This is a genomic window from Micromonospora endophytica, from assembly GCF_003236305.1.
Taxonomy (GTDB): Bacteria; Actinomycetota; Actinomycetes; order Mycobacteriales; family Micromonosporaceae; genus Micromonospora; species Micromonospora endophytica.
Map to the genome: position 1 here is coordinate 1 of NZ_POTX01000073.1, position 23,872 is coordinate 23,872.

The window sequence follows — 23,872 nt, forward strand, 5'->3', positions numbered from 1 at the left end:
TGATAAGGTTACGGCGGTCATGGCGGAGGGGAAACGCCCGGTTACATTCCGAACCCGGAAGCTAAGCCCTCCAGCGCCGATGGTACTGCACTCGGGAGGGTGTGGGAGAGTAGGACACCGCCGGACACACGTCACAGTTGAGGGCCGCCCGGGTATCGGGACGGCCCTCAACTGCGTTGCGCCGTTCATGGCGTACTCAGGAAGGATGTACCAGTGAGTTCAGGACCTCAGGGCGGCGACCGCCGCCGGGGCCACGAAGGGCGCCCCGACGATCGCGACGCGGGCTCGCGTCGCGGCGACCGCCCGTCGTACCGCGACGACCGCGACCGGGAGCGTGGCTCCCGCGACCGCGGCTACGGCGCCGAAGGGCGCTGGTCCGGTGGCTCCGGCCGGGACGGCGACCGCCGTGAGGGTGGCTTCCGCGGCGGCGACCGTCGGGACGGCAACGCCGGCGGCGGCGACCGTCGATCGAGCGGCCAGCGCGACGGCGGCCAGCGCGAGGGCGGTTTCCGTAGCGGTGACCGTCGTGAGGGCGGCTTTAGCGGCGGCGACCGTCGTGAAGGTGGTTTCCGTGGCGGTGACCGTCGCGAGGGCGGTTTCCGTGGCGGTGAGCGTCGTGAGGGTGGCTTTAGCGGCGGTGATCGCCGTGAAGGTGGTTTCCGTGGCGGTGAGCGTCGTGAGGGTGGCTTTAGCGGCGGTGATCGCCGTGAAGGTGGTTTCCGTGGCGGTAGTGACCGTCGCGAGGGCGGTTTCCGTGGCGGTGAGCGTCGTGAGGGTGGCTTTAGCGGCGGTGACCGTCGCGAGGGCGGTTTCCGTGGCGGTGACCGTCGTGAAGGTGGCTTCGGCGGTGGTGACCGTCGTGAGGGCGGTTTCCGGGGCGGTGATCGCAGGGACAGCGGTGACCGCCGACCGGGTGGGTTCCGCGAGGGCGAGCGTCGTGAGGGCGGCTTCCGTCGAGGGGGCGACGAACGGAGCGTTGATCGCCGCGATCGTGGGTTCCGCGACGACCGGGATCGGGAGCACCGCGCGGGGCCGAGGGACGAGCGGACCGAGGAGGCGGCACCTGCGCAGGCGCCCGCGCTCTCCGATGAGATTGTCGCGGCCGACCTGGACAAGGACGTCCGCGCCGAACTCCTGTCCCTGGCGAAGCCGGTCGCGGACACCATCGCACGGCATCTTGTGGCGACGGGGCAGCTGATCGACGAGGATCCCGCCGAGGCGCTTGCGCACGCGCTGGCCGCGCGCCGGCTCGCGGCACGGATCGCCCCGGTGCGGGAGGCGGTCGGGCTGGCTGCGTACCACGCTGGAGAGTGGCAGACCGCGATTGCGGAACTGCGGACGTACCACCGGATGAGTGGCGTGCAGAGCCACCTGGCGGTCATCGCGGACTCCGAGCGGGCACTGGGTCGTCCTGAGCGGGCGATCGACCTGTTCCGCGGCGCGGACCGGGAGAAGCTGGATCCCGCAGTTGCGATCGAGCTGCTCATCGTGGCCGCCGGCGCACGCGGCGATCTCGGCCAGCGGGAGGCGGCCGTGGCCATGCTCCAGGTTCCTGAGCTGACCACCGCGGCGACGCAGCCCTGGACGGCACGGTTGCGGTACGCGTACGCCGACGCGCTGCTCGCGGTGGGGCGGCGTGCGGAGGCCCGGGAATGGTTCTCCCGTGCCGCAGAGGTGGACGTCGACGCGGAGACGGACGCGGCGGAGCGGCTGCTCGAACTCGACGGAGTGGTCATCGAGGGCGACGACGATGACGAGGTGGCCGAGGAACTGGTCGCTGGCCCGGGTGCCCCCGGCGCCGTGCCGGCCCAGCCGGACGTGGACCTCGCCGGTGACGCGACGGCGGTCGACGTGCCGACCCAGGCCGACCCCGCGCAGAAGGCACCGAGCGAGGACAAGCCGGGCGAGGACAAGCCGGGCGAAGACAAGTCGGGCGAGGACGACGAGCCGGGCGAGAGCGAGTCGGACCTGACGGCTGACGTCAGCGTGGCGGATCGCGTCGCGCGTGAGGACGCGCAGGAGCCGGAGGCACGGCAGGGATGACCGACAACGGGGATCGGCTGATCGACGACTACGCCCTTGTCGTCTTCGACCTGGACGGAGTGATCTACCTGATCGACCGGCCGATCCCCGGCGCGGTCGAGGCGGTCGTGCGGTTGCATGCTGAGGGCCGGGCGGTGGCCTACGCGACGAACAACGCCTCACGCCGAGCGGGTGAGGTCGCTGAACTGCTCGCCGGGATGGGTGTGCCGGCACGACCTGACGAGGTGCTGACCAGCGCTGCCGCCGCCGCTCAACTGCTGGCCGAGCGGCTGCCCGCCGGCGCGCCGGTACTGGTGATCGGCGCGGAGGCACTTCGGTCCGAGGTCCGTGCCGTGGGGCTGAACCCGGTCTCGCGCGCCGAGGACTCACCGACCGCGGTGATCCAGGGGTACGGCCCGCAGGTGGGCTGGGCCGACCTGGCCGAGGCAGCGGTGGCGGTCCGCGCCGGCGCTAGCTGGATCGCCACCAACACCGACCGGACCCTGCCCAGCGGACGTGGGCCACTGCCGGGCAACGGTGCTCTGGTGGCCGCGTTGGCGACGGCGCTAAACCGGGAACCGGACGAGGTGGTGGGCAAGCCCGCGCCGGAGTTGTTCGCCACCGCCGCTCGGCGAGCGGGCGAAGGCCGGACCCTGGTGGTCGGTGACCGCCTGGACACCGACATCGAGGGTGCCAACCGTGCCGGCCTGGACAGCCTGCTGGTCCTCACCGGCGTCAGCGATGTGCCGGAGCTGCTGGCCGCACCGTCGCACCGCCGACCCACGTACGTCTCCTGGAACCTGGCCGGACTCTTTGATCCCGCCGAGGTGGTGCGGGTGCCGGCAGCCTCCGGAGACAGCGGGGGTTGGCATGTCGTCACCGGTGCGGGTGGCTGGGAGCTGTCCGGAGCGGGTCGGCCCCTGGACGCCCTGGCGGCGCTCTGCGCAGTGGCGTGGTGGCATCGGCCGTCGGGAGCGCCGACGGCCGCCTCTCCGGCGGCGGCCCAGGCACTGGAGGATCTGGGGCTGGTCGGCTGACCCCGGCCCGTGGTGACCTGAGGTGCTCAGAGCAGTTTGCGGAGCTTCATCAGGTCGAACGGGTTTGCCTTGATCGACACTCGCCGGTTGGCCACCGCGCGGGTGACGTCGAGATCACCTCGGACCAACGCGAGCAGGTCGTCGCTGGTGGTGCTCATGGCGATCTTCGCCTTCGGATTGTCGCCGTCGGCCAGCTCGACCAGGCGCCCGTCGGTCAGTCGGCCGTGGAAGGCGGTGTCGAGGTCGGTGATCCGGCAGGCCAGGGTGCGGTCCATGTCGACCCGGTCACGGACGGACTCCGCGTTGCGTGCCAGCCGGTCGGCCAGATCCTGCAACGCTTGCCGACACTCGTCCACCGTGGCCACCGTCAGCCTCCTCACCACACCACGTCATCCTCCGGCACCGTACCGCACGGGGTGTTACCCGGGGCCCGGTAGCGTGACACCTGCATCAGCCGCGGGCGAAAGGACTCAGGCATGCAGGACGCGTGGCGCGCCTACCTCGAACTGGCCATGGGCCTGACGGAGGCGCCCCGGAAGAAGGCACAGGACGCGGTGCGTCGAGTCGCCGGCTCGACGGGAGCGACCGCCGCTCAGCTGCAGACCCTCGCCGAGGAACTGCGCTCGACCGGCGCGGCCAATCGGGAGGCGTTGACCAAGCTGGTGCGGTTCGAGGTCGAGCGGGCGCTTGGCGCGGTGGGCCTGGCCACCGCCGACGAGGTCGCCGAGCTGGAACAACGGGTACGTGAGTTGGAACGTCAGGTGCGTGCTGGCGGCGCCGAGCAGGCTCGACCGGCTAGCGGTCGCCCCGCCGAGGCGCAGTCCGTCGGTACGCCCGCGACGGCCGCCGCCGCCCCGGCGGACGTCACGCCGCACCAGTCGGAGCGTGGGTCGCACCCGGAGGATCGCGCCACGCCCGCCCCCGTGGCGAAGAAGGCGGTCGCGAAGAAGGCCGTGGCGAAAAAGGCCGTGGCAAAGAAGGCGGTCGCGAAAAAGGCAGTGGCGAAGAGGTCACCGGGGACGCTGGCCGGCCCCGTGAGCGGTGACCCGGAATGACCGCCCCCACTCCCGGTCCGCCGCGTCCTGGCCCACCGGCGGGCGTCAGCGCGCCTCGACCCGGTCCGGTGGGACCACGCCCGGCCCCGCCCCCGGACCGCTGGGCCGGCGACGACACCGGCGATGGTGGTCATCCGGCGGTGGATGCCGCAGTACAGGCGATGGCGAACGCGGCGGCGTTGGCCCCGGCCGATCAGATCGCCCAGTACGAGGCCGCGTACCAGACGTTGCGGGAAACGCTCGCCACGATCGACCAGGCCTGAGGGAGCCGTCGCACATGGCACGTCGTAACCGGTTGGACGCCGAACTCGTCCGTCGTGGTCTGGCCCGCTCCCGCGAACAGGCCGCCGAACTCGTGCAGGCGGGTCGGGTGCAGTTGCGCGGGGTACCGGCCCGCAAGGCTGCGGCGATGGTCGATCCCGCCGACCCGTTGCTGGTCACCGGTGCCGATCCTGGATCCGAGTACGTCTCGCGAGGCGGTCACAAGCTGGCCGGCGCGCTCGCCGCGTTCGCCCCGGGCGGGTTGGCGGTGGCCGGTCGGCGCTGCCTCGACGCTGGAGCCTCCACCGGTGGCTTCACCGACGTGCTGTTGCGCGCCGGTGCCACCGAGGTAGTCGCGGTCGATGTCGGCTACGGGCAGATCGCCTGGTCGCTGCGTACGGACGAGCGGGTGCGGGTGTTCGAGCGGACCAACGTACGGACGTTGACTCCGGAGGCGATCGACGGACCGGTCGAGGTGACCGTCGCCGACCTGTCGTTCATCTCGCTGCGGCTGGTGTTGCCGGCCCTGGTCGCGTGCACCCGGGACGACGGCGATCTCGCGCTGATGGTGAAGCCACAGTTCGAGGTCGGCAAGGAGCGGGTCGGCCCCGGCGGCGTGGTCCGCGATCCGGGGCTGCGGGCCGAGGCGGTGCTCGATGTTGCGGCGGCAGCCGCGGAGCGGGGACTGGGGTTGGCGGACGTGACCGCGAGTCCACTGCCGGGGCCGAGCGGCAACGTCGAGTTCTTCGTATGGTTACGCCGGGACGCGCCGCCGGCCGACCCGGACCGGATCCGGTCCGTGGTGGCGGCCGGACCGCAGGGGCCGACAGCCTCCGGGGAGGCATCGGACGAGGTGACGGAGGAGGTGGCCGGGTGACCGAGAGCAGTGGACGAGGCAACACCACGGCGTGCACGACGCCCAGGTCGACGGCGAGCGCCGTGACGAGGGTGTGCGGTGGGGTCGACCGAAGCGGGCAGGTCCCGCGGTGACCCGCACCGCTCTGCTGGTGACGCACACCGGTCGCCGTCGCAGCACCGAACACGCCCGGACGGTCGCCGCCGACCTCATCAACGCCGGTTTCGAGGTCCGGGTGGTGGCCGAGGAGGCCGATGACCTCGACCTGCCAGGTGTGGTGCCGGTCACCGGCCCGGAGACCGCCGAGGGCGCGGAGATCGTCATCGCGCTCGGTGGGGACGGCACCTTCCTGCGCGCCGCCGAGCTGGCCCGGCCGGCGAAGGTGCCGCTGCTCGGCATCAATCTCGGCAAGGTCGGCTTCCTCGCCGAGGCCGAGATCGACGATCTGGATGTCGCGGTGCGGGACGTGGTGGGCCGCAACTACACGGTCGACGAACGGCTCACCCTCGATGTCACCGCACAGTTCGACGGCGGGCCGACGATCGAGTCCTGGGCACTCAACGAGATAAGTGTCGAGAAGGGCGAACGGGCCCAGATGCTGGAGTTGCTCGTCGACGTCGACGGGCGACCGCTGTCCCGCTACGGCTGCGACGGCGTGGTCTGCGCCACCCCCACCGGCTCGACGGCGTACGCCTTCTCCGGTGGTGGTCCGGTGGTCTGGCCCGAGGTGGAGGCGTTGCTGCTCGTGCCGATCAGCGCGCACGCCCTGTTCAGCCGGCCGCTGGTGACCTCGCCCACTTCGACCTTCTCGATCACCGTCGACCCGTTCACCACTCTGGCGGTGCTGAGCTGCGACGGCCGGCGGGTGTACGACCTGCCGCCGGGGGCGCGGGTCACGGTGCGGCGGGGTGGTCTGCCGGTGCGGGTCGTGCGGCTGCGGGACCGGTCGTTCACGGACCGGCTGGTGGCCAAGTTCGGGCTGCCGGTGCACGGCTGGCGGGGCAACCGACGATGACCGGAGCCGGCGCCGGTTGACCGGTGCCGGACCGGCGATGGCGTCGCGTCGGCTGGTCAAGTGTCGGGGCACGCGTCTACTGTCGGTTGCTGTGCTGGAGGAGCTACGCATCACCGGACTGGGCGTCATCGAGGACACGACGTTGCCGCTGACCAGCGGCATGAACGTCATCACCGGCGAGACCGGTGCCGGCAAGACGATGGTGGTGACCGGTCTGGGCCTGCTCTTCGGTGGCCGGGCCGATGCCGGGCGGGTGCGTGCCACGCCCGGGCGTGCCCTGGTCGAGGGGCGACTGCGGCTCACCGGCCGGGTGGCCGAGACGGTGCACGCCCGGATCAGCGACGCCGGCGGTGAGCCCGACGAGGACGGCGCGGTCCTGCTGAGCCGTACGGTCACGGTGGAGGGTCGCTCCCGGGCGCACCTGGGCGGGCGCGGCATGCCGGTGGCGATGCTGGGCGAGGTGGGCGAGCAGGTGGTGGCCGTGCACGGTCAGTCCGACCAGCTGCGGCTGCTGCGCCCGGTCGAGCAGCGGGCCGCGTTGGACCGGTTCGCCGGCCCGGAGCACGAGAAACTGCTCGACGCGGTACGGGAGGCGTACACGCAGTGGCGGCGGGTGGTCGACGACCTGGCCGACCGGCGGCGCAACGCGCGGGAACGCCACCAGGAGGCGGATCTGCTGCGGCTGGGCCTCGACGAGATCACCCGGGTCGATCCGCAGCCCGGTGAGGACGACGAGTTGAAGATCGAGGCGCAGCGGCTGGAGCACGCGGAGGGTCTGCGTACCGCCGCGCAGCTGGCGCATCAGTGCGTGGCCGGTGGGCTGGAGGCCACCGACGACACGCCTGACGCCTCGACGCTGCTCGGCACCGCCCGCCGGACCCTCGAGGCGCAGGCCGGCACGGATCCGGTGCTCGGCGAGCTGGCGGCCCGGTTGGAGGAGGCGGCCACCCTGGTCGCCGACGTCTCCGTGGAGCTGTCGACCTACCTGGCCGGGTTGGACGCCGACCCGGCCCGGCTCCAGACGATCTACGAGCGGCGGGCGGCGTTGCGGGCGCTGACCCGGAAGTACGCCGACGACGTCGACGGCGTCATCGCCTGGGCGGAGCGGGCCCGGACCCGGCTGTCCGAGCTGGACACCTCCGACGAGCTTCTCGACGAGTTGGACCGGGAGGCGTCCCGGCTGGCCGGTGAGGTGGCCGAGTTGGCCGGGCGGCTGTCACTGTCCCGACAGGAGGCCGCCGGACGCTTCGCCGAGCAGGTCACCGTCGAACTGGCTGGCCTGGCCATGCCGCACGCCCGGATCGAGGTCGCGGTGCTGCCCCGACCGGCCGGACGGGCCGAGCCGACGTTGCCGGTCAACGGGGTGGAGGTCGGCGTCGGTCCGGACGGCGGCGACGAGGTCGAGCTGCGCCTGCTGGCGCACCCCGGCGCGCCCGCCCTGCCGTTGCAGCGCGGTGCGTCCGGCGGGGAGCTGTCCCGGGTGATGCTCGCGATCGAGGTGGTTTTCGCCGGTTCCGGCGGGCCTCCGACCCTGGTCTTCGACGAGGTGGACGCGGGTGTGGGCGGTCAGGCGGCGGTGGAGATCGGCCGCCGGCTGGCCCGGCTGGCACGTAGTCACCAGGTGCTCGTGGTGACGCACCTGCCCCAGGTCGCCGCCTTCGCCGACCGGCACCTGGTGGTGGCGAAGGACACCGGTGGCGCGGTGACCACCAGCGGAGTGCGGGTGGTGGAGGACACCGAGCGGGCCCGTGAGCTGGCCCGGATGCTCGCTGGTTTGCCCGACTCGGATCTGGGTATCGCTCACGCGGAGGAACTGCTGGCCGTGGCGGCCAGGGAAAGGCGGTCGTGAGACCGCGATTGTGAGCGGAGGCACACCGGCCTTCGCCGTCATGTGCTTCCCTGGGTAGGCGGCCCTGCTCAGGCATGTCGCGACAGATTCGCCTGCCTCACATGCCAGGATGGTCACGATGCGTCTACCCACCTTGCGCCGGATCCGAAACACCGAACCGGGACGGATCGTCGGCACCGCGCGCCTCGATCGTCGTACCAAGCGGCTGGTCGGCCGGCTCAGGCCCGGCGACGTCGCGGTGATCGACCACGTCGACCTGGACCGGGTCGCGGCCGACTCCCTGGTCGCCGTCGGTGTCGGCGCGGTGCTCAACGCCAAACCGTCGGTCTCCGGCCGGTATCCGAACCTCGGCCCGGAGGTGCTGGTCGCGGCGGGCATCCCGCTGCTGGACGACCTTGGTGAGGGCATCTTCGAGCGCATCCGTGAAGGCGACACGGTGTGGATCGAGGGCAACACGGTCTACTCGGGCGACGACCCGGTGGCACACGGCAGCCTCCAGGACACCGAGAGCGTGACCAAGGCGATGGCCGATGCCCGCGAGGGCCTGTCGGTGCAGCTGGAGGCGTTCGCCGCGAACACCATGGACTACCTCAAGCAGGAGCGTGACCTCCTGCTCGACGGCGTCGGTGTGCCGGATATCGCCACCGAGATGCAGGGTCGGCACTGTCTGATCGTGGTGCGGGGTTACGACTACAAGGCCGACCTGGACGTTCTGCGGCCGTACATCCGTGAGTTCAAGCCGGTGTTGATCGGTGTCGACGGCGGCGCGGACGCGCTCGTCGAGGCGGGTTACACCCCAGACATGATCATCGGCGACATGGACTCGGTCACTGACGACGTGCTGCGCTGCGGCGCCGAGGTGATCGTGCACGCCTACCCCGACGGGCGGGCCCCCGGGCTGCCCCGGGTGAACGCCCTGGGGGTGCCGGCGCTGACCTTCCCCGCCGCCGCCACCAGCGAGGACCTGGCCATGCTGTTGGCCGACGAGAAGGGCGCCTCGCTCATCGTCGCCGTGGGCACCCACGCCACCCTCGTCGAGTTCCTCGACAAGGGGCGCGGCGGCATGGCGTCGACGTTCCTGACCCGGCTCAAGGTCGGCGGCAAGCTGGTCGACGCCAAGGGCGTCAGCCGGCTCTACCGACAGGGCATCTCGGGCTCCTCACTACTGCTGCTGGTGCTCTCGGCGATAGCGGCCATGGCCTCGGCGGTGGCCGTTTCCACCGTCGGTAAGGCGTACCTGGGCGTGGCCTCCGAGTGGTGGGACAATTTCGTGTTCCAGCTCGGCCAGCTTCTCTAGCTCCCGACCGATCAAGAGGCTTTAGGCGTGATCAACTTCCGGTACCATGTGGTGTCCCTGACCGCGGTCTTCCTGGCGCTGGCGATCGGCCTGGTCGTCGGCACAGCCGCCCTCAACGGTCCGGTCGCGGACTCACTCAAGGAGACCGTCAACTCGCTGAGCAAGGACAACCAGCAGATGCGTCAGACGGTCCAGAACATGCAGCGGGAACTGGATCTGGAGGAGGAATTCGCGGCCGAGTTGGCGCAGGTCATGCTGCCGGGCAAGTTGAGTGGCAAGCGGGTCCTGATGGTCACCACTCCCACCGGCCGCGACCACGCCGACGGCGTGCAGCAGATGCTCCAGCTGGCCGGTGTCGACCTCACCGGGCGGGTGGACCTTCAGGACAAGTTCATCAACCCGGAGAACAACAACCAACTGCTGGAGCTGGCGGTGACGGCGGCCCGGCCGACCGGCGCGCCCACCAACGAGCTGCCCGGTAACGGTCACGGCGTGGAGACCTCAAGTGCCCTGCTGGCGACCGTGCTGCTGGACCGGCCAGCCGGCTCCGAGCCGGTCACCGAGGCCGACCGGCGGGCCGTCCTCGCGGCCTACAGCAACGCCAACTACCTGACCACCGGGGACCGGGTCACCGCGGCGGCCGAGGCCGTGGTCATCGTCAGCGGGCAGCCGTACGTGGACAAGGACTCCGCCAAGAAGGACGAGGCGGTGGTCAGGATCGCCGAGCAGTTCGACCGGACCGGGGCGACCGTGGTGGCCGGCAACGGTTCCGTCAACGGCAACCTGGTGGCTTTCGTCCGGGGCGACGCCGTGTTGGCCCAGGCCATCTCGACCGTCGACAACGCCAACACGGTGCTGGGTCAGCTGGTCACCACGCTGGCGCTGGTGCAGCAGCTCAACGAGCGCAAGGCCGGCCAGTACGGCGTGGGCGACAACGCCGGATCGCGGGTGCCTAAACTGCCCCAGTGAACCACCGACGCGCCGGACGCGCCCGGTGGGTGATTCGACGATGGCGGCCGGCGGGAGGCCACACGTGAGCATGTTCGGTCGACTGGTCGTGGCGGGCCTCGGGGCGGCTGCCGCCCGGTACGCGCTGCGTCAGGTGCGTACCTCCCCGGCCGGGACGACGCTGGAACGCACCAACTTCCGCGGCCGCACCGTCACCCTGGCCGCCGGGCCGGCGCTCGCGCTGGGTGCCAGCGGCGCCGCGGCAGCCGGTGCGGCGAGCGTCCCCGCCGGGGCCGCCACGCTGGTGGCCGGGCTCGGCGCCGGTGCCGTCGGACTCTACGACGACGTGGTCGGTGCCCGGCCGGAACAGAAAGCGGACAAGGGCTTCGCCGGGCACCTCGCCGCACTGCGGCAGGGCCGGGTGACCGCCGGCCTGGTCAAGGTCGTCGGGGTGGGCGCGGCCGGCCTCTGTGCCGCCACGTTGCTCGCCGGTGATTCGCGGGTCGCCGCACATCGTGGCCGGCGGCGGCAGGGCCCACTCGGCCGGGGCGTCGACGTGCTGCTCGGAGCGGGAGTGGTGGCCGGCACCGCGAACCTGCTCAACCTGCTGGACCTGAGGCCGGGGCGGGCGCTGAAGTCCGGGGTGCTGCTCGGCGCGCCGCTGGCCGGCGGTGAGACGGGTGGGATCGCCGCCGGGGCGGTGGGCGCCGCGGCCGGGCTGCTCCCCGCCGACCTGGCCGAGGACGTCATGATCGGCGACAGCGGCGCGAACGCGCTCGGTGCCGTGCTCGGCGTGGCGCTGGCCGCCCGGACCGGCCCGGTCGGTCGCGCCGGCCTGCTCGCGGTGCTGGCCGGGCTGACCGCGGCCAGCGAGAAGGTCAGCTTCACCCGAGTCATCGCCGACACGCCTGGCCTGCGTGAGCTCGACGCGCTGGGCCGCCGCGCCGACTGACGTGACCAGACCGGCACCCCTCGCCGGCGCCGGCCGGGTGGCCGGAGCAGCCGCGCTCATCGCCGTGCTCACCGTGCTCGCCCGGCTGGCCGGGTTCGGGCGGACCGCCGTTTTCACCTGGGTGGTCCAGACCAGCGACCTGGGCGCGATGTACGTGCTCGCGAACACCATCCCGAACATCATCTTCGAGATCGTGGCCGGTGGGGCGCTGGCCAGTCTCGTCGTACCGCTGCTCGCCGGCGCGGTGGCGGCCGGGGACCGGCGGGCGGTGGCCGCCACCACCGGTGCCCTGCTCACCTGGACGGTGACCCTGCTGGTGCCGCTGGCGGTGCTTGTCGCCCTGGCCGCCGACCCGATCGTCGCGGTGATGGGCGCCGACCGGCCGCCGGAGGCCCTGGCGGCGGGAGCCCGCATGCTGCGGGTGTTCGCGCCGCAGTTGCCGCTGTACGGCATCGGCATCGTGCTCACCGGCGTGCTCCAGGCACACCGCAGGTTCGCCTGGCCGGTGATTGCGCCACTGCTGTCCAGCCTCACGGTGATCGTCGTCTACCTCGTCTTCGCGGCAGTGGCCGGCACGGGTGCGAGCGTCGCGCAGGCGGGCCGGGGAGCCGAGCTGATCCTGTCGGCCGGCACCACCCTCGGTGTGGTGGTGCTGTCGCTGTCGCTGCTGATCCCGCTGCGCCGGCTGCGGCTGCGGCTGCGTCCCGGGTACGCCTTCCCGGCCGACGCCCGGGCCCGGGTACGCGGGCTGGCCGTGGCCGGCGTGGCGGCGGTCACCGCCCAGCAGGTGGCGATGGCGGTGATCCTCTACCGGATCGCCGGCGGCCCCACGGAGGCACCGCAGGTGTTCAACCTGGCCCAGACCTTCTACCTGCTGCCCTGGGCGGTGCTGGCGGTGCCGCTGGCCACCGCCGCCTACCCGACCCTGGCCGAGGCCGCGGCCGCTGACGACGAGGAGAGCTACCGCGACACCCTGTCGGCGACCGTGCGCGGGGTGCTGCTGTTCAGCTGTCTCGGCGCGGCGGCGCTGGTCGGGGCGGCCCGACCGATCGGGTGGTTCTTCCCACTCGACGCGGAGGCCACCGCCGCGGCCGTCACCGGCTTTGCTCCCGGCCTGCTCGGGTACGGTCTGTTCGCGGTGCTGTCCCGAGCCCTGTACGCCCGCGGCGCGACCCGGGCGGCCACCGCGGCCATCACCGCAGGCTGGTTGTCGGTGCCGCTGGTCCTGGTGCCGCTGTCGCTCGTGCTGCCGGTGGCCGACCGGGTGCTCGCCGTGGCGTTGGCCAACTCGGCAGGCATGCTGCTGCTCGGCGGGCTGTTGCTGCTGGCCGTGCGGCGGGTGGCGGGAGCGTCAGCGGTCGCCGGTGCGGTGCGGGCGGGTAGCGCCGGGGTGCTGGCGGGCACGGCAGCTGCCCTCGCCGCGCTGGCGCTGCTCGGGCTGGTCGACGGCGGGGGCGACCCCCCGGCGCGGTCGGCGGCGCTGGTGCAGGGCATGCTGTCCGGAGTCATGGTCGGCGTCGTCTTCCTCGGCGTGGTCTGGCTTGTCGATCGGCAGGACGTACGTCCGCTGCTGGCTGCACTGCGCCGGCGTCTGCGCCGCGGCCGACCCGGACGCCAGGGCGGAAATCCCCCTGAGCGGGGCGACGGGAAGGAAGGAAGGCTGGCTCGGTGAGCGCGAGGGGTGAGGCGGTGACCGGGGCGGATCGGCGGGGCACGGTGGTGGCGCTGGTGCTCGCCTCCAGCACCGGCGGTGTGGGGCAGCATGTGCGGGCGTTGGCCCGCGGGTTGACCGCCGCCGGGGAGTCGGTGCTGGTCTGCGGGCCGGCGGCGACCCAGGACCAGTTCGACTTCGTCGCCACCGGTGCCCGGTTTGCGCCGGTGGAGATCCCGGCCACCCCCACCCCCGCCGACGCCCGGGCGGTCGGGGCACTGCGTCGGGTGCTCGCCGCCGAGCGGGTCGGTGTGGTGCACGCGCACGGGTTGCGCGCCGGGTTGGTGGCGGTGCTCGCCCGGCCCGCCGCCCCGCTCGTGGTGACCTGGCACAACGCGGTGCTCGCCGGTGGGCTGCGCGGCGGCCTGTCCCGGCTGGTCGAACGGGTCGTCGCCCGAGGCGCCCAGGTGACTCTCGGTGCCTCCGCGGACCTGGTCGAACGGGCTGCCGCGCTGGGGGCCAGGGATGCCCGCCTCGCTCCGGTCGCCGCGCCGGAGCTACCCGCGCCGCGTCGGCGCCGGGCCGCCGTACGGGCAGAGTTCGCCGTCGCCGCCGACCAGCCGCTGGTGCTGTCGGTGGGCCGGTTGCATCCGCAGAAGCGGTACGACGTGCTGGTGGACGCGGCAGCCCGATGGCGGGTGCGGACGCCACCGCCGGTGGTGGTGATCGCCGGCAGCGGCCCGGCCTACCTGCCGCTGGCGGCGCGGATCAGTGCCGCCCGCGCCCCGATCACCCTGCTCGGGCACCGCGCCGACGTGGCCGATCTGCTCGCCGGGGCGGACCTGGCCGTGGTGACCAGTGCCTGGGAGGCCCGCCAGCTCTTCGCCCAGGAGGCGCTGCGGGCAGGCGTACCACTGGTGGCGACCGCGGTGGGTGGGCTGCCGGATCTGGTCGGTGACGCCGCGGTGCTGGTGCCGCCGGGCGACGTCGACGCGCTCGACGCGGCGGTGCAGGCGCTGCTCGACGACGAGTCGGGCCGGGCCGAGCTGGCTCGGCGTGGCACGGCGCGGGCAGCGACCTGGCCCACCGAGGCGCAGACGCTCGCCCAATTGGTCGCGCTCTACACGGAGTTGGCCCCCGGACCGGCCGCGCCGGGCACCGGCACACAGTCGACGGGACGCCGCTGATGCTGCGTCGAATCGCTCCGATCGTGCTCACCCTGCTGGTGGTGGTGCTCGGCATCACCGCCCTGGCGGCCCGCCCCGCCGCGCCGTCGTCGCGGCCCGACGCCGACTTCGTGGTGCTGGTCGGGGTGGCCGGACTGCGCTGGGACGATGTCGATCCGCAGCGCACTCCCACGCTGTGGCGGATGGCCCAGGACGGTTCGATCGGGTCGCTGTCGGTGCGGTCGGTGAACCGGCCCACCTGTCCGTTGGACGGCTGGTTGACCCTGGGCGCGGGCAGCTTCGCGGCGTGGGGTGGCAACCCGCCGGACGGGCAGTGCCCGCCCACCGAGGTGACGGTGGAGCGGCCGGACGGCATCGGCGCGTACCTGCCGGAGCAGGACAGCGTGGTGCTGCGCAACCAGGATCGACTGCCGTGGGGCACGGTGCCGGGCGCGCTGTCGGAGTCGGTGCGGTGCTCGGTCGCGGTCGGGCCGGGAGCGGCGGTGGCGGCGGCCCGACCGTTCGGGCGGGTCGACAGGTACGAGCCGGCCCTGCCCGAGGATCCCAGCGGGCTGCTCGGCACCTGCGTACTCAGTTTTGTCGATCTCGGCACGGTCGCGGGCAGCGATCCGGCGGCGCGGGCGTCCGCCGCGAGCGAGGTCGACGCGCAACTCACCCGGGTGCTGGCGGCCCGGCCGCCGGAGTCGCTGGTGATCGTCGCCGGCGTCGCCGACACGGAACGGCCGTCGCGACTGCATGTGGCGATCGCCGACGGCCCGGGTTGGGAGCGTGGCTGGCTGACCTCACCCAGCACCGCCCGCCGGGGCTACCTGCAACTCGTCGACCTCGCGCCGACCGCGCTCGCCGCGTTGGGCCGTCCGATGCCGGACCGGCCGTTCCTCGGCCGGCCCGCCGAATCGGTAGGTGGTCGGCCGGACGACCTGGCGGCCGCGATCGCCGAGCCGGCCGACGCGGACCGTGAGGCCGCGGCGCAGCAGGAGGTGGCCGGCGGGTTCTTCACCTTGCTGGCAGCCGTGCAGGTGGCGTTGGCAGTGGTGGTGCTGCCGCTGCTGCGTCGCGCCCGCCGGCACGCCGGGCCGTACGGCCCGAAGCCGGTGTCTCCGCGGGTGGTGGCGGCGGTGGAGGTGATGCTTGTCGCTGCCGCCCTGGCCATGCCGGCGGCCCTGCTCGCCGAGGCCGCGCCGTGGTGGCGGTATGCACATCCGGCGCTCTCCTTCGCCGCGCTGACCGGCGCGCTGCTGGCTGCCGCGACGCTGCTGGTGCGTCTCACGCCCGGCTATCGCGGCACGCTCGGCCCGCTCGGTGCGGTGGCCGGGCTCACCGCGTTGGCCATCGGTCTGGACGTGCTCACCGGTGCCCGGCTACAGCTCAACGGCGTGGTCGGGTACTCCGCGCTGGAGGGTGGCCGGTACGCCGGTCTCGGCACCGTCGGGCTCGGGGTGTTCGTGGCCGGCGCCCTGCTGAGCGCGGGCTGGCTGGCCCAGCGGGTGCGTCGGGGCTGGCGACCGGTGGTGATGGTGGCCATGGGCGCGCTCGCCGTGGTGGTGGTCGGCAGCCCGTATCTCGGCGCCGACTCGATCGGGGCGATCGCGTTGACCGCCGGGGTGAGCGTCGCGGCGGCGATCAGCGCGGGCGGCTGGTTGACCCTGACCCGACTGGCCTGGGCGGCGATGGCCGGACTGGCCGTGACGGTCGGGTTCGCGATGTTGGATCTGGGCCGGGAGCCGGCTGAGCGGGGCAGTCTGGGTCGGTTCCTGGCGGCGTTGGGCGACGGCACCGGTGGGCTCACCGTGCACCGGTCCGGCACGTCCAACTTCGAGACGTTCGTCAACAGTCCGCTGACCGTGCTGGCGCTCGCGGGAATGCTGCTGGTCTGGTTCGCGCTGCTGCGGCCCTGGGGCGGGCTGATGCGGTTGTTCGGTATCTACCCGGCGATCCGGGCGGCGATGGCCGGCACCGGGGTGGCCGTCGTGCTCGGCGGGGTGTTGGGTGGTGCGGCACTGGACGTGGCGGGCGCGGCAGCGGCCGTGGTGGTGCCGCTGGCGGCGCTGTCCGCGCTGCGGGTGCTGGACCACGCGGCGGACCGGACCCGGCCCGCCGGGGACCGTCCCGGCGACGCGGGATGGCCGGACGACCGGCCGGCGCGGCCGGGTGACGCGGGGGGCGACCCAGACCGCGACGGAGTGATCCGGGACGCGGAGCAGGGTGCGGCACCGGCACCCCACCGGGATGGTGTTAGCGTGGAATCCCGTGGATCGCGTGATCACTTCGCTGATCGGCTCGGCGGTCTGCACGACCGCGACGGACGACACGGGAGCAGGCCTTGGCCCCTACAGCACGGACGACCAGGCATATTTTCGTCACCGGGGGCGTGGCCTCCTCGCTGGGTAAGGGGCTGACCGCCTCCAGCCTCGGCAATCTGCTTACCGCCCGGGGGCTTCGGGTGGTGATGCAGAAGCTCGACCCGTACCTCAACGTGGACCCGGGCACCATGAACCCGTTCCAGCACGGTGAGGTCTTCGTGACCGAGGACGGTGCCGAGACCGACCTCGACGTCGGCCACTACGAGCGGTTCCTGGACCGGGCGCTGTCCGGCAAGGCGAACGTCACCACCGGCCAGATCTACTCCGACGTGATCGCCAAGGAGCGGCGCGGCGAGTACCTGGGCGACACGGTCCAGGTGATCCCGCACATCACCAACGAGATCAAGTCGCGGATCCGGGCGATGGCCGACCCGGACGACGACGGCCGTACGCCGGATGTGGTGATCACCGAGGTGGGCGGCACCGTCGGTGACATCGAGTCGCTGCCGTTCCTGGAGGCGATCCGACAGGTCCGCCACGATCTGGGTCGGGACAACTGCTTCTACCTGCACGTCTCGCTGGTGCCGTACCTGGCCCCGTCGGGCGAGCTGAAGACCAAACCGACGCAGCACTCGGTGGCGCAGCTGCGCAGCATCGGCATCCAGCCGGACGCCATCGTCTGCCGCTCCGACCGGGACATCCCGGACAAGCTCAAGCACAAGCTGTCGCTCTACTGCGACGTGGACGCCGAGGCGGTCATCGCCGCACCGGACGCGCCGAGCATCTACGACATCCCGAAGGTGCTGCACCGGGAGGGCCTCGACGCGTACGTGGTGCGCCGGCTCGGGCTCTCCTTCCGCGACGTGGACTGGGAGGGCTGGGACGACCTGCTGGAGCGGGTGCACCAGCCGCAGCGCACGGTCACCGTGGCGGTGGTCGGCAAGTATGTCGACCTGCCGGACGCGTACCTGTCGGTCAGCGAGGCGATCCGGGCGGCCGGGTTCGGCAACCGGGCAAGGGTGCAGCTGCGTTGGGTGCCCAGCGACGACTGCGTCACCCCGTCGGGTGCGGCGGCGGCCCTCGCCGGGGTCGACGGCATCGTCATCCCCGGTGGTTTCGGCGTACGCGGCATCGAAGGCAAGATCGGCACCGCCCGGTACGCCCGCGAGAACGGCATCCCGCTGCTCGGGCTCTGCCTCGGTCTCCAGTGCATGACCATCGAGGTGGCTCGGCACCTGGCCGGCCTGGACGGCGCCAACTCGCTGGAGTTCGACGCCGACGCCGTGCACCCGGTCATCGCCACCATGGCCGACCAGGAGGACATCGTCGCCGGCCGGGGCGATCTGGGCGGCACCATGCGGCTCGGCGCGTACCCGGCGACTCTCGCCGAGGGCTCGCTCGTCGCCGAGGCGTACGGCAGCACCGAGATCAGTGAGCGGCACCGGCACCGGTACGAGGTGAACAACGCCTACCGCGACCAGTTGACCAAGGCCGGGCTGCGGGTCTCCGGCACCTCACCGGACGGCCGGCTCGTCGAGTTCGTCGAGCTGGACCGCGAGCTGCACCCGTTCTTCGTGGCCACCCAGGCGCATCCGGAACTCAAGAGCCGCCCCACCAGGCCGCATCCACTGTTCGCCGCCTTCGTCCGGGCCGCCGTGACGTACTCGCGGGCCGATCAGCTTCCGGTCGACCTGGACGACGACACGGCCGAGCGGGCCACCCGCAACGGGTCCGCCGCGACGGCCACGTCGGCGTCATGAGCGCGGTCGAGCACCGTTACGAGGTGCGCTCCCGCGAGGTGCGTTACCGCGGCCGCATCTTCGAGGTGGTCACCGAGGAAGTGAGCATGCCCGGTGGCGGGACCGCCGCACGTGACCTGGTCCGGCACGTCGGGGCGGTGGCGGTGGTGGCGCTCGACGACGCCGGTCAGGTGGTGCTGATCCGCCAGTACCGGCAGCCGGTCGGGCGGCGGCTGTGGGAGCTGCCGGCCGGGTTGACCGATGTGGCCGGCGAGGATCCCGCGGTCACCGCGGCCCGCGAGCTGGCCGAAGAGGTCGACCTCACCGCCGGTCGCCTCGACGTGCTCGTCGACCTGCACAGCTCGCCGGGGTTCACCGACGAACTGGTCCGGGTCTTCCTCGCCCGTGACCTCGGCGAGGTGCCGGTGGAGCAGCGCCACGACCGGCACGACGAGGAGGCCGACCTTCAGATCGTCCGGATCGACCTGGACGAGGCGGTCGGCATGGTGCTGGCCGGTGAGATCACCAACGCGTCCTGCGTGGCCGGGCTGCTGGCCGCCGCCCGCGCCCGCGACACCGACTGGTCGGTGCTGCGCCGCCCGGACAGCCCGCTGCCGGGCTGACTGGGGGGACACGACGCGGGGGCCGGACGTCTCGACGTCCGGCCCCCGGGTGTTTTCGTCGTCAGTCGCGCAGCGGGCGTCCCTGCCCGTCGACGCCACCGTTGACCAGGATCAGGATGCCGTCGACGAGACCCCAGATGCTGCCGATACCGCAGGTCACCAGGGTGACGATCAGCTGGATGACGCCGGTCTTGGTGTCGCCCATGTAGAAACGGCCGACGCCGAAGCCGCCCAGCAGAATCTGCAGGACACCCGCGACGACCTTGCTCTTGTCGGAAACGCCGCCCTGGGAGTACTCGGGCGGGAAGGGAGGTGTGGTCATGAGGCGTCACAATAGTGATCCACTTAGCCGCTGTCGGTACCGGTATGGCCCAAGTGGCACGATGAGGGTCGAACACTGTCCTGATGGCTGAGGCGGCGTCCCACCTGCGGCCGGTGGTCACACCTGACACATCGTCAGGGGCCACGGCCACCGGGTGTCACAGTGCAGGCTCCGGTGACGTGCGGGCGCGCCTAGACTGCCGCCGGCGGGACCGGTTGACCGTGGCGGCAATGGGGCCGCCGCGGCACCGCGCACTCGGGGAGAGCGTTCCCCGAAGAGAGGTGTCTGCATCGTGAAGGTCGGCATCCCACGCGAGGTCAAGAACCACGAGTACCGCGTGGCGATCACGCCCGCGGGCGTCAACGAGTTCACCCGCAGCGGTCACCAGGTCTTCGTCGAAGCCGGCGCCGGGCTCGGGTCGAGCATCACCGACGAGGAGTTCACCGCGGCCGGCGCCAAGATCCTGGAGACCGCTGACGAGGTGTGGGGCACCGCGGAACTGGTGCTCAAGGTCAAGGAGCCGGTGGCCGCGGAGTACCACCGGATGCGCCCGGGGCAGGTGCTCTTCACCTACCTGCACCTGGCCGCCTCCGCCGACTGCACCCAGGCGCTGCTCGACGGCAAGGTCACCGGCATCGCGTACGAGACGGTCGAACTGCCCGACCGGTCGCTGCCGCTGCTGGCCCCGATGTCCGAGGTGGCGGGTCGGCTCGCCCCCCAGGTCGGCGCCTTCTACCTGATGCGTACCGGCGGTGGCCGGGGCGTGCTGCCCGGCGGTGTCTCCGGCGTGTACGCGGCCAAGACCGTCGTCATCGGCGCGGGCGTCTCCGGCATGAATGCCGCCGCCATCGCCCTCGGCCTCCAGTCCGAGGTGCTGCTGCTGGACAAGAACGTCGCCCGGCTGCGGCAGGCCGACGCCATCTACCGGGGCCACCTCCAGACGGTCGCCTCCAACGCGTACGAGATCGAACGGGCCGTGCTCGACGCCGACCTGGTCATCGGCGCGGTGCTGGTGCCCGGCGCGAAGGCCCCGACACTGATCTCCAACGAACTGGTCTCCCGGATGAAGCCCGGCAGCGTGCTCGTCGACATCGCCATCGACCAGGGCGGCTGCTTCGAGGACTCCCGCCCCACCACGCACGACGAGCCGGTCTACAAGGTGCACGACTCGATCTTCTACTGCGTGGCGAACATGCCCGGGGCGGTGCCGAACACCAGCACGTACGCGCTGACCAACGTCACTCTCCCGTACGCGCTGGAGTTGGCCAACCACGGCTGGCGCGAGGCGTCGCGGCGCGACCCGGCGCTGGCGCTGGGCCTGAACACCCACGACGGACACGTCGTCTACGGTCCGGTCGCCCAGGCCCACGACCTGCCCACCCTGCCCCTGGCGGAGGTGCTGGCCTGACCGGCCCGCCGCCCACCGCCGCAGCGGCCGACGCGGCCCACCAGCCCGCGCCGGCCCTGCGCCGGGTCGTGCGCGGCTACCTGGACCACCTCACCGTGGAACGTGGACTCGCCGCGAACACGCTCGCGTCGTACCGCCGGGATCTGGACCGCTACCTCGGCTCGTTGGCCGCGGCCGGGGTGAGCGACCTGGCGGCGGTCTCGGCCGGCGAGATCGAGGGACACCTGGCCCGGCTGCGCGCCGGTGCGGACGGTCGGCCACCGCTGGCGGCCTCCTCCGCCGCCCGCGCCGCCAGCGCCGTGCGGGGCCTGCACCGCTTCGCGCTGCGCGAGGGCCTGGCCGGCGCCGACCCCAGCCGGGACGTGCGACCGCCCGTCCCGCCGCGCCGGCTGCCCCGGGCGCTGCCGGTCGACGACGTGATCCGGCTCCTGGACACCGCCGGTGCGGTGGCGGTCGCCGGGGACGCCGCGCCGCTGGCGCTGCGCGACCGGGCCCTGCTGGAATTCCTGTACGGCACGGGTGCGCGCATCTCCGAGGCGGTCGGTGCCGCCGTCGACGACCTGGACGTCGACGACGGGGTGGCGCTGCTGCGCGGCAAGGGCGGCCGCAGCCGGGTGGTGCCGATCGGCGGGTACGCGCTGCGGGCGTTGGCCGCCTACCTGGTGCGGGCCAGGCCCGGACTGGCCGCCGCCGGCCGGGGCACCCCGGCGGTCTTCCTCAACGCCCGCGGTGGCCCGCTGACCCGGCAGGGTGCCTGGGCCATCCTGCGGCGGGCGGCGCAGCGGGCCGGTCTGCCGGTCGACGGGCCGCAGGCCGTCTCCCCGCACACCCTGCGGCACTCGTACGCCACGCATCTGCTCGACGGCGGTGCCGACGTGCGGGTGGTGCAGGAGTTGCTCGGGCACGCCTCGGTCACCACCACCCAGGTCTACACGCTCGTCACCGTCGACCGGCTGCGCGAGGTCTACGCCACCGCGCATCCGCGGGCCCGGGGCTGAGTGTCCCGAAACGACCGGGACGCCGCCGGCATGGCAGGGTGGTGTGGCGGGGACGGGCGTCGCGTGGCCGGTGGCGAGCGGTGCCGTCGGCCGACACGCCGAGCGGGTGCCGAACGGCCTGCTGGCCGGTGGCGTACAGTCGGCATCGGCGCGGCCTCGCGGTGAGATGACCGGGGTGCGCAGCGGCGCCGCAAGGACGTCGGGCGGCTCCGACGCCGGATGGTCGTCGGGAGGGGGCAACGAAGACATGGCTGGCAACGGTGACCGTGCCGAGACGTGGACGTCGGAGCTCCGCGAGCAGCAGAACTCTCTCAACGCAGACCTCGGTCCGGCCGACCCGGCGGCCTACACGATGCGCAAGCCGATCCCCGAGCCGATGCCCACCGACCGGCACGGTCCGGCCCGGATCATCGCGATGGCCAACCAGAAGGGTGGCGTCGGCAAGACCACCACGACCATCAACCTCGGTGCCGCCCTGGCCGAGTACGGCCGCAAGGTGTTGCTGGTCGACTTCGATCCGCAGGGCGCGCTCTCGGTCGGGCTCGGGGTGAACCCGCACAACCTGGACCTGTCGGTCTACAACCTGCTGATGCAGGATGATGTCACCGCCGACGACGTGCTGATCAAGACCGATGTCGCGGGGCTGCACCTGCTACCGGCCAACATCGACCTCTCCGCCGCCGAGATACAGCTGGTCAACGAGGTCGCCCGGGAGATGGCCCTGGCGCGGGTGCTCAAGAGCGTCCGCAAGGAGTACGACTACATCCTGATCGACTGCCAGCCGTCGCTCGGCCTGCTGGCGATCAACGCGTTGACCGTGGCGCACGGCGTGCTCATCCCGCTGGAGTGCGAATTCTTCAGCCTGCGTGGGGTGGCGCTGCTGCTGGACACCATCGACAAGGTGCGCGAGCGGCTCAACTTCGACCTGGAACTCGAGGGCATCCTCGCCACCATGTACGACAGCCGCACCACACACTGCCGGCAGGTGCTCCAGCGGGTGGTGGAGGCGTTCGGTGACAAGGTCTACCAAACGGTGATCACCAAGACCGTGAAGTTCCCCGAGTCGACAGTCGCCGGTGCCCCGATCACCACCCTCGACCCGGCCTCCTCCGGTGCCCGCAACTACCGTCAACTGGCCCGCGAGGTGATCGCCGCGCAGGCGGAGCGCTAGGCCGGTAACCCCTGGTGACCAGGGCGTGGACTACGGTCGTCGACGTGAACGCCCCGCCCCTCGACCCTGCCGCCGCCGACGAGCCGGCCGACAGCAGCGGGTTCACGGTGCGGCTGGCCAACTTCACCGGCCCGTTCGACCTGTTGCTCCAGCTGATCGGCAAGCACAAGCTCGACGTCACCGAGGTCGCCCTGCACCAGGTGACCGACGAGTTCATCGCGTACATCCGGGCCATGGGTGACGACTGGGACCTGGACGAGGCCAGCGAGTTCCTGCTGATCGCCGCCACGTTGCTCGACCTGAAGGCGGCCCGGCTGCTGCCCTCCGCCGAGGTCGAGAACGAGGAGGACCTCGCCCTGCTGGAGGCGCGGGACCTGCTCTTCGCCCGGCTCTTGCAGTACAAGGCGTACAAGGAGGCGGCGGCGCACATCGCCGCGCTGGAGGAGATCGGCGGGCGACGCTACCCGCGGGCGGTCACCCTGGAACCCCGCTACGCCGAGGCGCTGCCGGATCTCGTGCTCGGTGTCGGGCCGCAGCGGCTGCTCAAGCTGGCCGTGAAGGCGATGACTCCGAAACCGGTGCCGGAGGTCTCCATCGCCCACGTGCACATGGTGCGGGTCAGTGTCCGGGAACACGCGGGGATCATCGCTGAACGGCTGCGCCGGGTCGGCACCGCCACCTTCTCGCTGCTCTGTGCCGACTGCGAGGCCACCCTGGAGGTGGTGGCCCGCTTCCTCGCCCTGCTGGAGCTGTACCGGCAGGGCGTGGTGGCCTTCGTCCAGGAGCAGGCGCTGGAGGAACTGACCGTACGCTGGACCGGTCCCGTCGACGGCGGCCCCGCCCTCACCATCGACGAGTACGCCGGCAGCCAGGCCGACCCTGACGCGCCGGCCGATCCTGACGCGCCGGCCGAGGCTGAGCTGACGGCGGGCGTGGAGTCGACGGGTGCCGTGCCGGCGGCGAACGCAACGACGGAGGAACGAGCCGGATGAGCAACGAGCAACGCCGCGACTCCCTGGCCGACCAGGCTGCCGCTTGGGTTCCCCCGTGGCAGCGCCCCGCCCCCGAGCAGCCCGAAGATCTTGGCCCGAAACCGCTCGAGGGGCATTCTCCGACCAAGATCGCGGAGGTCGACGCGGGGGAGCCAGAGGCTGCGGAGGCGGCGGAGGCTGCGGGGG

Annotated in this window: 22 protein-coding genes, 1 rRNA gene and 1 pseudogene; 21 read left to right on the top strand and 3 right to left on the bottom strand. The window is 72.5% G+C overall.

Annotated elements, in window-relative coordinates; genetic code table 11:
- Positions 1-9: 9 nt before the first annotated feature.
- Positions 10-126 (top strand): 5S ribosomal RNA (gene rrf / locus C1I93_RS13285).
- 93 nt (positions 127-219) lie between these two features.
- Here the strand turns inward: rrf and C1I93_RS31585 are convergent.
- Positions 220-1,230 (bottom strand): hypothetical protein, encoded by a 1,011-nt coding sequence (locus C1I93_RS31585; RefSeq protein WP_181445158.1) that lies wholly within the window; start codon positions 1,228-1,230, stop codon positions 220-222.
- Between C1I93_RS31585 and C1I93_RS13290 the strand changes: the two genes are divergently transcribed.
- Both C1I93_RS13290 and C1I93_RS13295 read left to right on the top strand, forming a co-directional pair.
- Positions 1,165-2,043, top strand: a complete 879-nt coding sequence (locus tag C1I93_RS13290; protein ID WP_223256628.1) for a tetratricopeptide repeat protein — start codon at positions 1,165-1,167, stop codon at positions 2,041-2,043. The genes C1I93_RS31585 and C1I93_RS13290 overlap by 66 nt on opposite strands.
- On the top strand, positions 2,040-3,059 hold the full coding sequence (locus C1I93_RS13295; protein ID WP_111243579.1) for an HAD-IIA family hydrolase: 1,020 nt from the start codon (positions 2,040-2,042) through the stop codon (positions 3,057-3,059). The genes C1I93_RS13290 and C1I93_RS13295 overlap by 4 nt, the downstream gene beginning before the upstream one ends.
- A gap of 26 nt (positions 3,060-3,085) precedes the next feature.
- Here the strand turns inward: C1I93_RS13295 and C1I93_RS13300 are convergent, their stop codons facing one another.
- Positions 3,086-3,424, bottom strand: coding sequence for an SCP2 sterol-binding domain-containing protein (locus C1I93_RS13300; RefSeq protein WP_111243580.1), 339 nt, complete (start codon positions 3,422-3,424; stop codon positions 3,086-3,088).
- A gap of 111 nt (positions 3,425-3,535) precedes the next feature.
- Here C1I93_RS13300 and C1I93_RS13305 point away from each other — a divergent pair, with 111 nt between their 5' ends.
- The 13 genes from C1I93_RS13305 (at position 3,536) to C1I93_RS13365 (ending at position 18,795) form a co-directional block, all read left to right on the top strand.
- Complete coding sequence (locus C1I93_RS13305) at positions 3,536-4,114, top strand: phasin family protein (RefSeq protein WP_111243581.1); 579 nt, start codon at positions 3,536-3,538, stop codon at positions 4,112-4,114.
- Positions 4,111-4,377 carry a hypothetical protein gene (locus C1I93_RS13310; RefSeq protein ID WP_111243582.1) on the top strand — a complete coding sequence of 89 codons (267 nt, stop codon included), beginning with the start codon at positions 4,111-4,113 and terminating at the stop codon, positions 4,375-4,377. The genes C1I93_RS13305 and C1I93_RS13310 overlap by 4 nt, the downstream gene beginning before the upstream one ends.
- Before the next feature lie 14 nt (positions 4,378-4,391).
- Positions 4,392-5,252, top strand: a complete 861-nt coding sequence (locus C1I93_RS13315; protein ID WP_111243583.1) for a TlyA family RNA methyltransferase — start codon at positions 4,392-4,394, stop codon at positions 5,250-5,252.
- A gap of 109 nt (positions 5,253-5,361) precedes the next feature.
- Entirely contained in the window at positions 5,362-6,246 is an 885-nt protein-coding gene (locus tag C1I93_RS13320) for an NAD kinase (protein ID WP_111243593.1), read from the top strand.
- A gap of 91 nt (positions 6,247-6,337) precedes the next feature.
- Positions 6,338-8,095 (top strand): DNA repair protein RecN, encoded by a 1,758-nt coding sequence (recN, locus tag C1I93_RS13325; protein ID WP_111243584.1) that lies wholly within the window; start codon positions 6,338-6,340, stop codon positions 8,093-8,095.
- A gap of 118 nt (positions 8,096-8,213) precedes the next feature.
- Positions 8,214-9,392 carry a putative cytokinetic ring protein SteA gene (gene steA / locus C1I93_RS13330; protein ID WP_111243594.1) on the top strand — a complete coding sequence of 393 codons (1,179 nt, stop codon included), beginning with the start codon at positions 8,214-8,216 and terminating at the stop codon, positions 9,390-9,392.
- A 27-nt stretch (positions 9,393-9,419) separates the two neighbouring features.
- On the top strand, positions 9,420-10,361 hold the full coding sequence (locus C1I93_RS13335) for a copper transporter (RefSeq protein WP_111243585.1): 942 nt from the start codon (positions 9,420-9,422) through the stop codon (positions 10,359-10,361).
- A 64-nt stretch (positions 10,362-10,425) separates the two neighbouring features.
- Positions 10,426-11,292 (top strand): hypothetical protein, encoded by an 867-nt coding sequence (locus tag C1I93_RS13340; RefSeq protein ID WP_111243586.1) that lies wholly within the window; start codon positions 10,426-10,428, stop codon positions 11,290-11,292.
- Position 11,293: 1 nt separating this feature from the next.
- Positions 11,294-12,964 (top strand): murein biosynthesis integral membrane protein MurJ, encoded by a 1,671-nt coding sequence (gene murJ / locus C1I93_RS13345; protein ID WP_111243595.1) that lies wholly within the window; start codon positions 11,294-11,296, stop codon positions 12,962-12,964.
- A complete protein-coding gene (locus tag C1I93_RS13350) occupies positions 12,961-14,130 on the top strand; it encodes a glycosyltransferase family 4 protein (protein ID WP_223256619.1) in 1,170 nt (389 codons plus the stop codon). Before murJ ends, C1I93_RS13350 begins: the two co-directional genes overlap by 4 nt.
- Positions 14,130-16,529, top strand: a complete 2,400-nt coding sequence (locus C1I93_RS13355; RefSeq protein ID WP_223256621.1) for a hypothetical protein — start codon at positions 14,130-14,132, stop codon at positions 16,527-16,529. Before C1I93_RS13350 ends, C1I93_RS13355 begins: the two co-directional genes overlap by 1 nt.
- Entirely contained in the window at positions 16,454-18,193 is a 1,740-nt protein-coding gene (pyrG, locus tag C1I93_RS13360; protein ID WP_111243588.1) for a CTP synthase, read from the top strand. The genes C1I93_RS13355 and pyrG overlap by 76 nt, the downstream gene beginning before the upstream one ends.
- A complete protein-coding gene (locus C1I93_RS13365) occupies positions 18,190-18,795 on the top strand; it encodes an NUDIX domain-containing protein (RefSeq protein ID WP_111243589.1) in 606 nt (201 codons plus the stop codon). The genes pyrG and C1I93_RS13365 overlap by 4 nt, the downstream gene beginning before the upstream one ends.
- 61 nt (positions 18,796-18,856) lie before the next feature.
- Here C1I93_RS13365 and C1I93_RS13370 read toward each other — a convergent pair whose 3' ends face one another.
- Complete coding sequence (locus C1I93_RS13370; protein WP_111243590.1) at positions 18,857-19,117, bottom strand: TM2 domain-containing protein; 261 nt, start codon at positions 19,115-19,117, stop codon at positions 18,857-18,859.
- A 292-nt stretch (positions 19,118-19,409) separates the two neighbouring features.
- Between C1I93_RS13370 and ald the strand changes: the two genes are divergently transcribed.
- From ald to C1I93_RS31990, 5 genes and pseudogenes are all read left to right on the top strand, one after another.
- Positions 19,410-20,525 carry an alanine dehydrogenase gene (gene ald / locus C1I93_RS13375; RefSeq protein WP_111243591.1) on the top strand — a complete coding sequence of 372 codons (1,116 nt, stop codon included), beginning with the start codon at positions 19,410-19,412 and terminating at the stop codon, positions 20,523-20,525.
- A complete protein-coding gene (locus C1I93_RS13380; protein ID WP_111243596.1) occupies positions 20,522-21,523 on the top strand; it encodes a tyrosine recombinase in 1,002 nt (333 codons plus the stop codon). The genes ald and C1I93_RS13380 overlap by 4 nt, the downstream gene beginning before the upstream one ends.
- 247 nt (positions 21,524-21,770) lie before the next feature.
- Entirely contained in the window at positions 21,771-22,694 is a 924-nt protein-coding gene (locus tag C1I93_RS13385; protein WP_111243597.1) for a ParA family protein, read from the top strand.
- Between the two features lie 44 nt (positions 22,695-22,738).
- On the top strand, positions 22,739-23,686 hold the full coding sequence (locus C1I93_RS13390; protein ID WP_223256624.1) for a segregation and condensation protein A: 948 nt from the start codon (positions 22,739-22,741) through the stop codon (positions 23,684-23,686).
- Positions 23,683-23,872: pseudogene (locus C1I93_RS31990) on the top strand (SMC-Scp complex subunit ScpB); the annotation flags it as partial. The gene C1I93_RS13390 and the pseudogene C1I93_RS31990, both read left to right, overlap by 4 nt.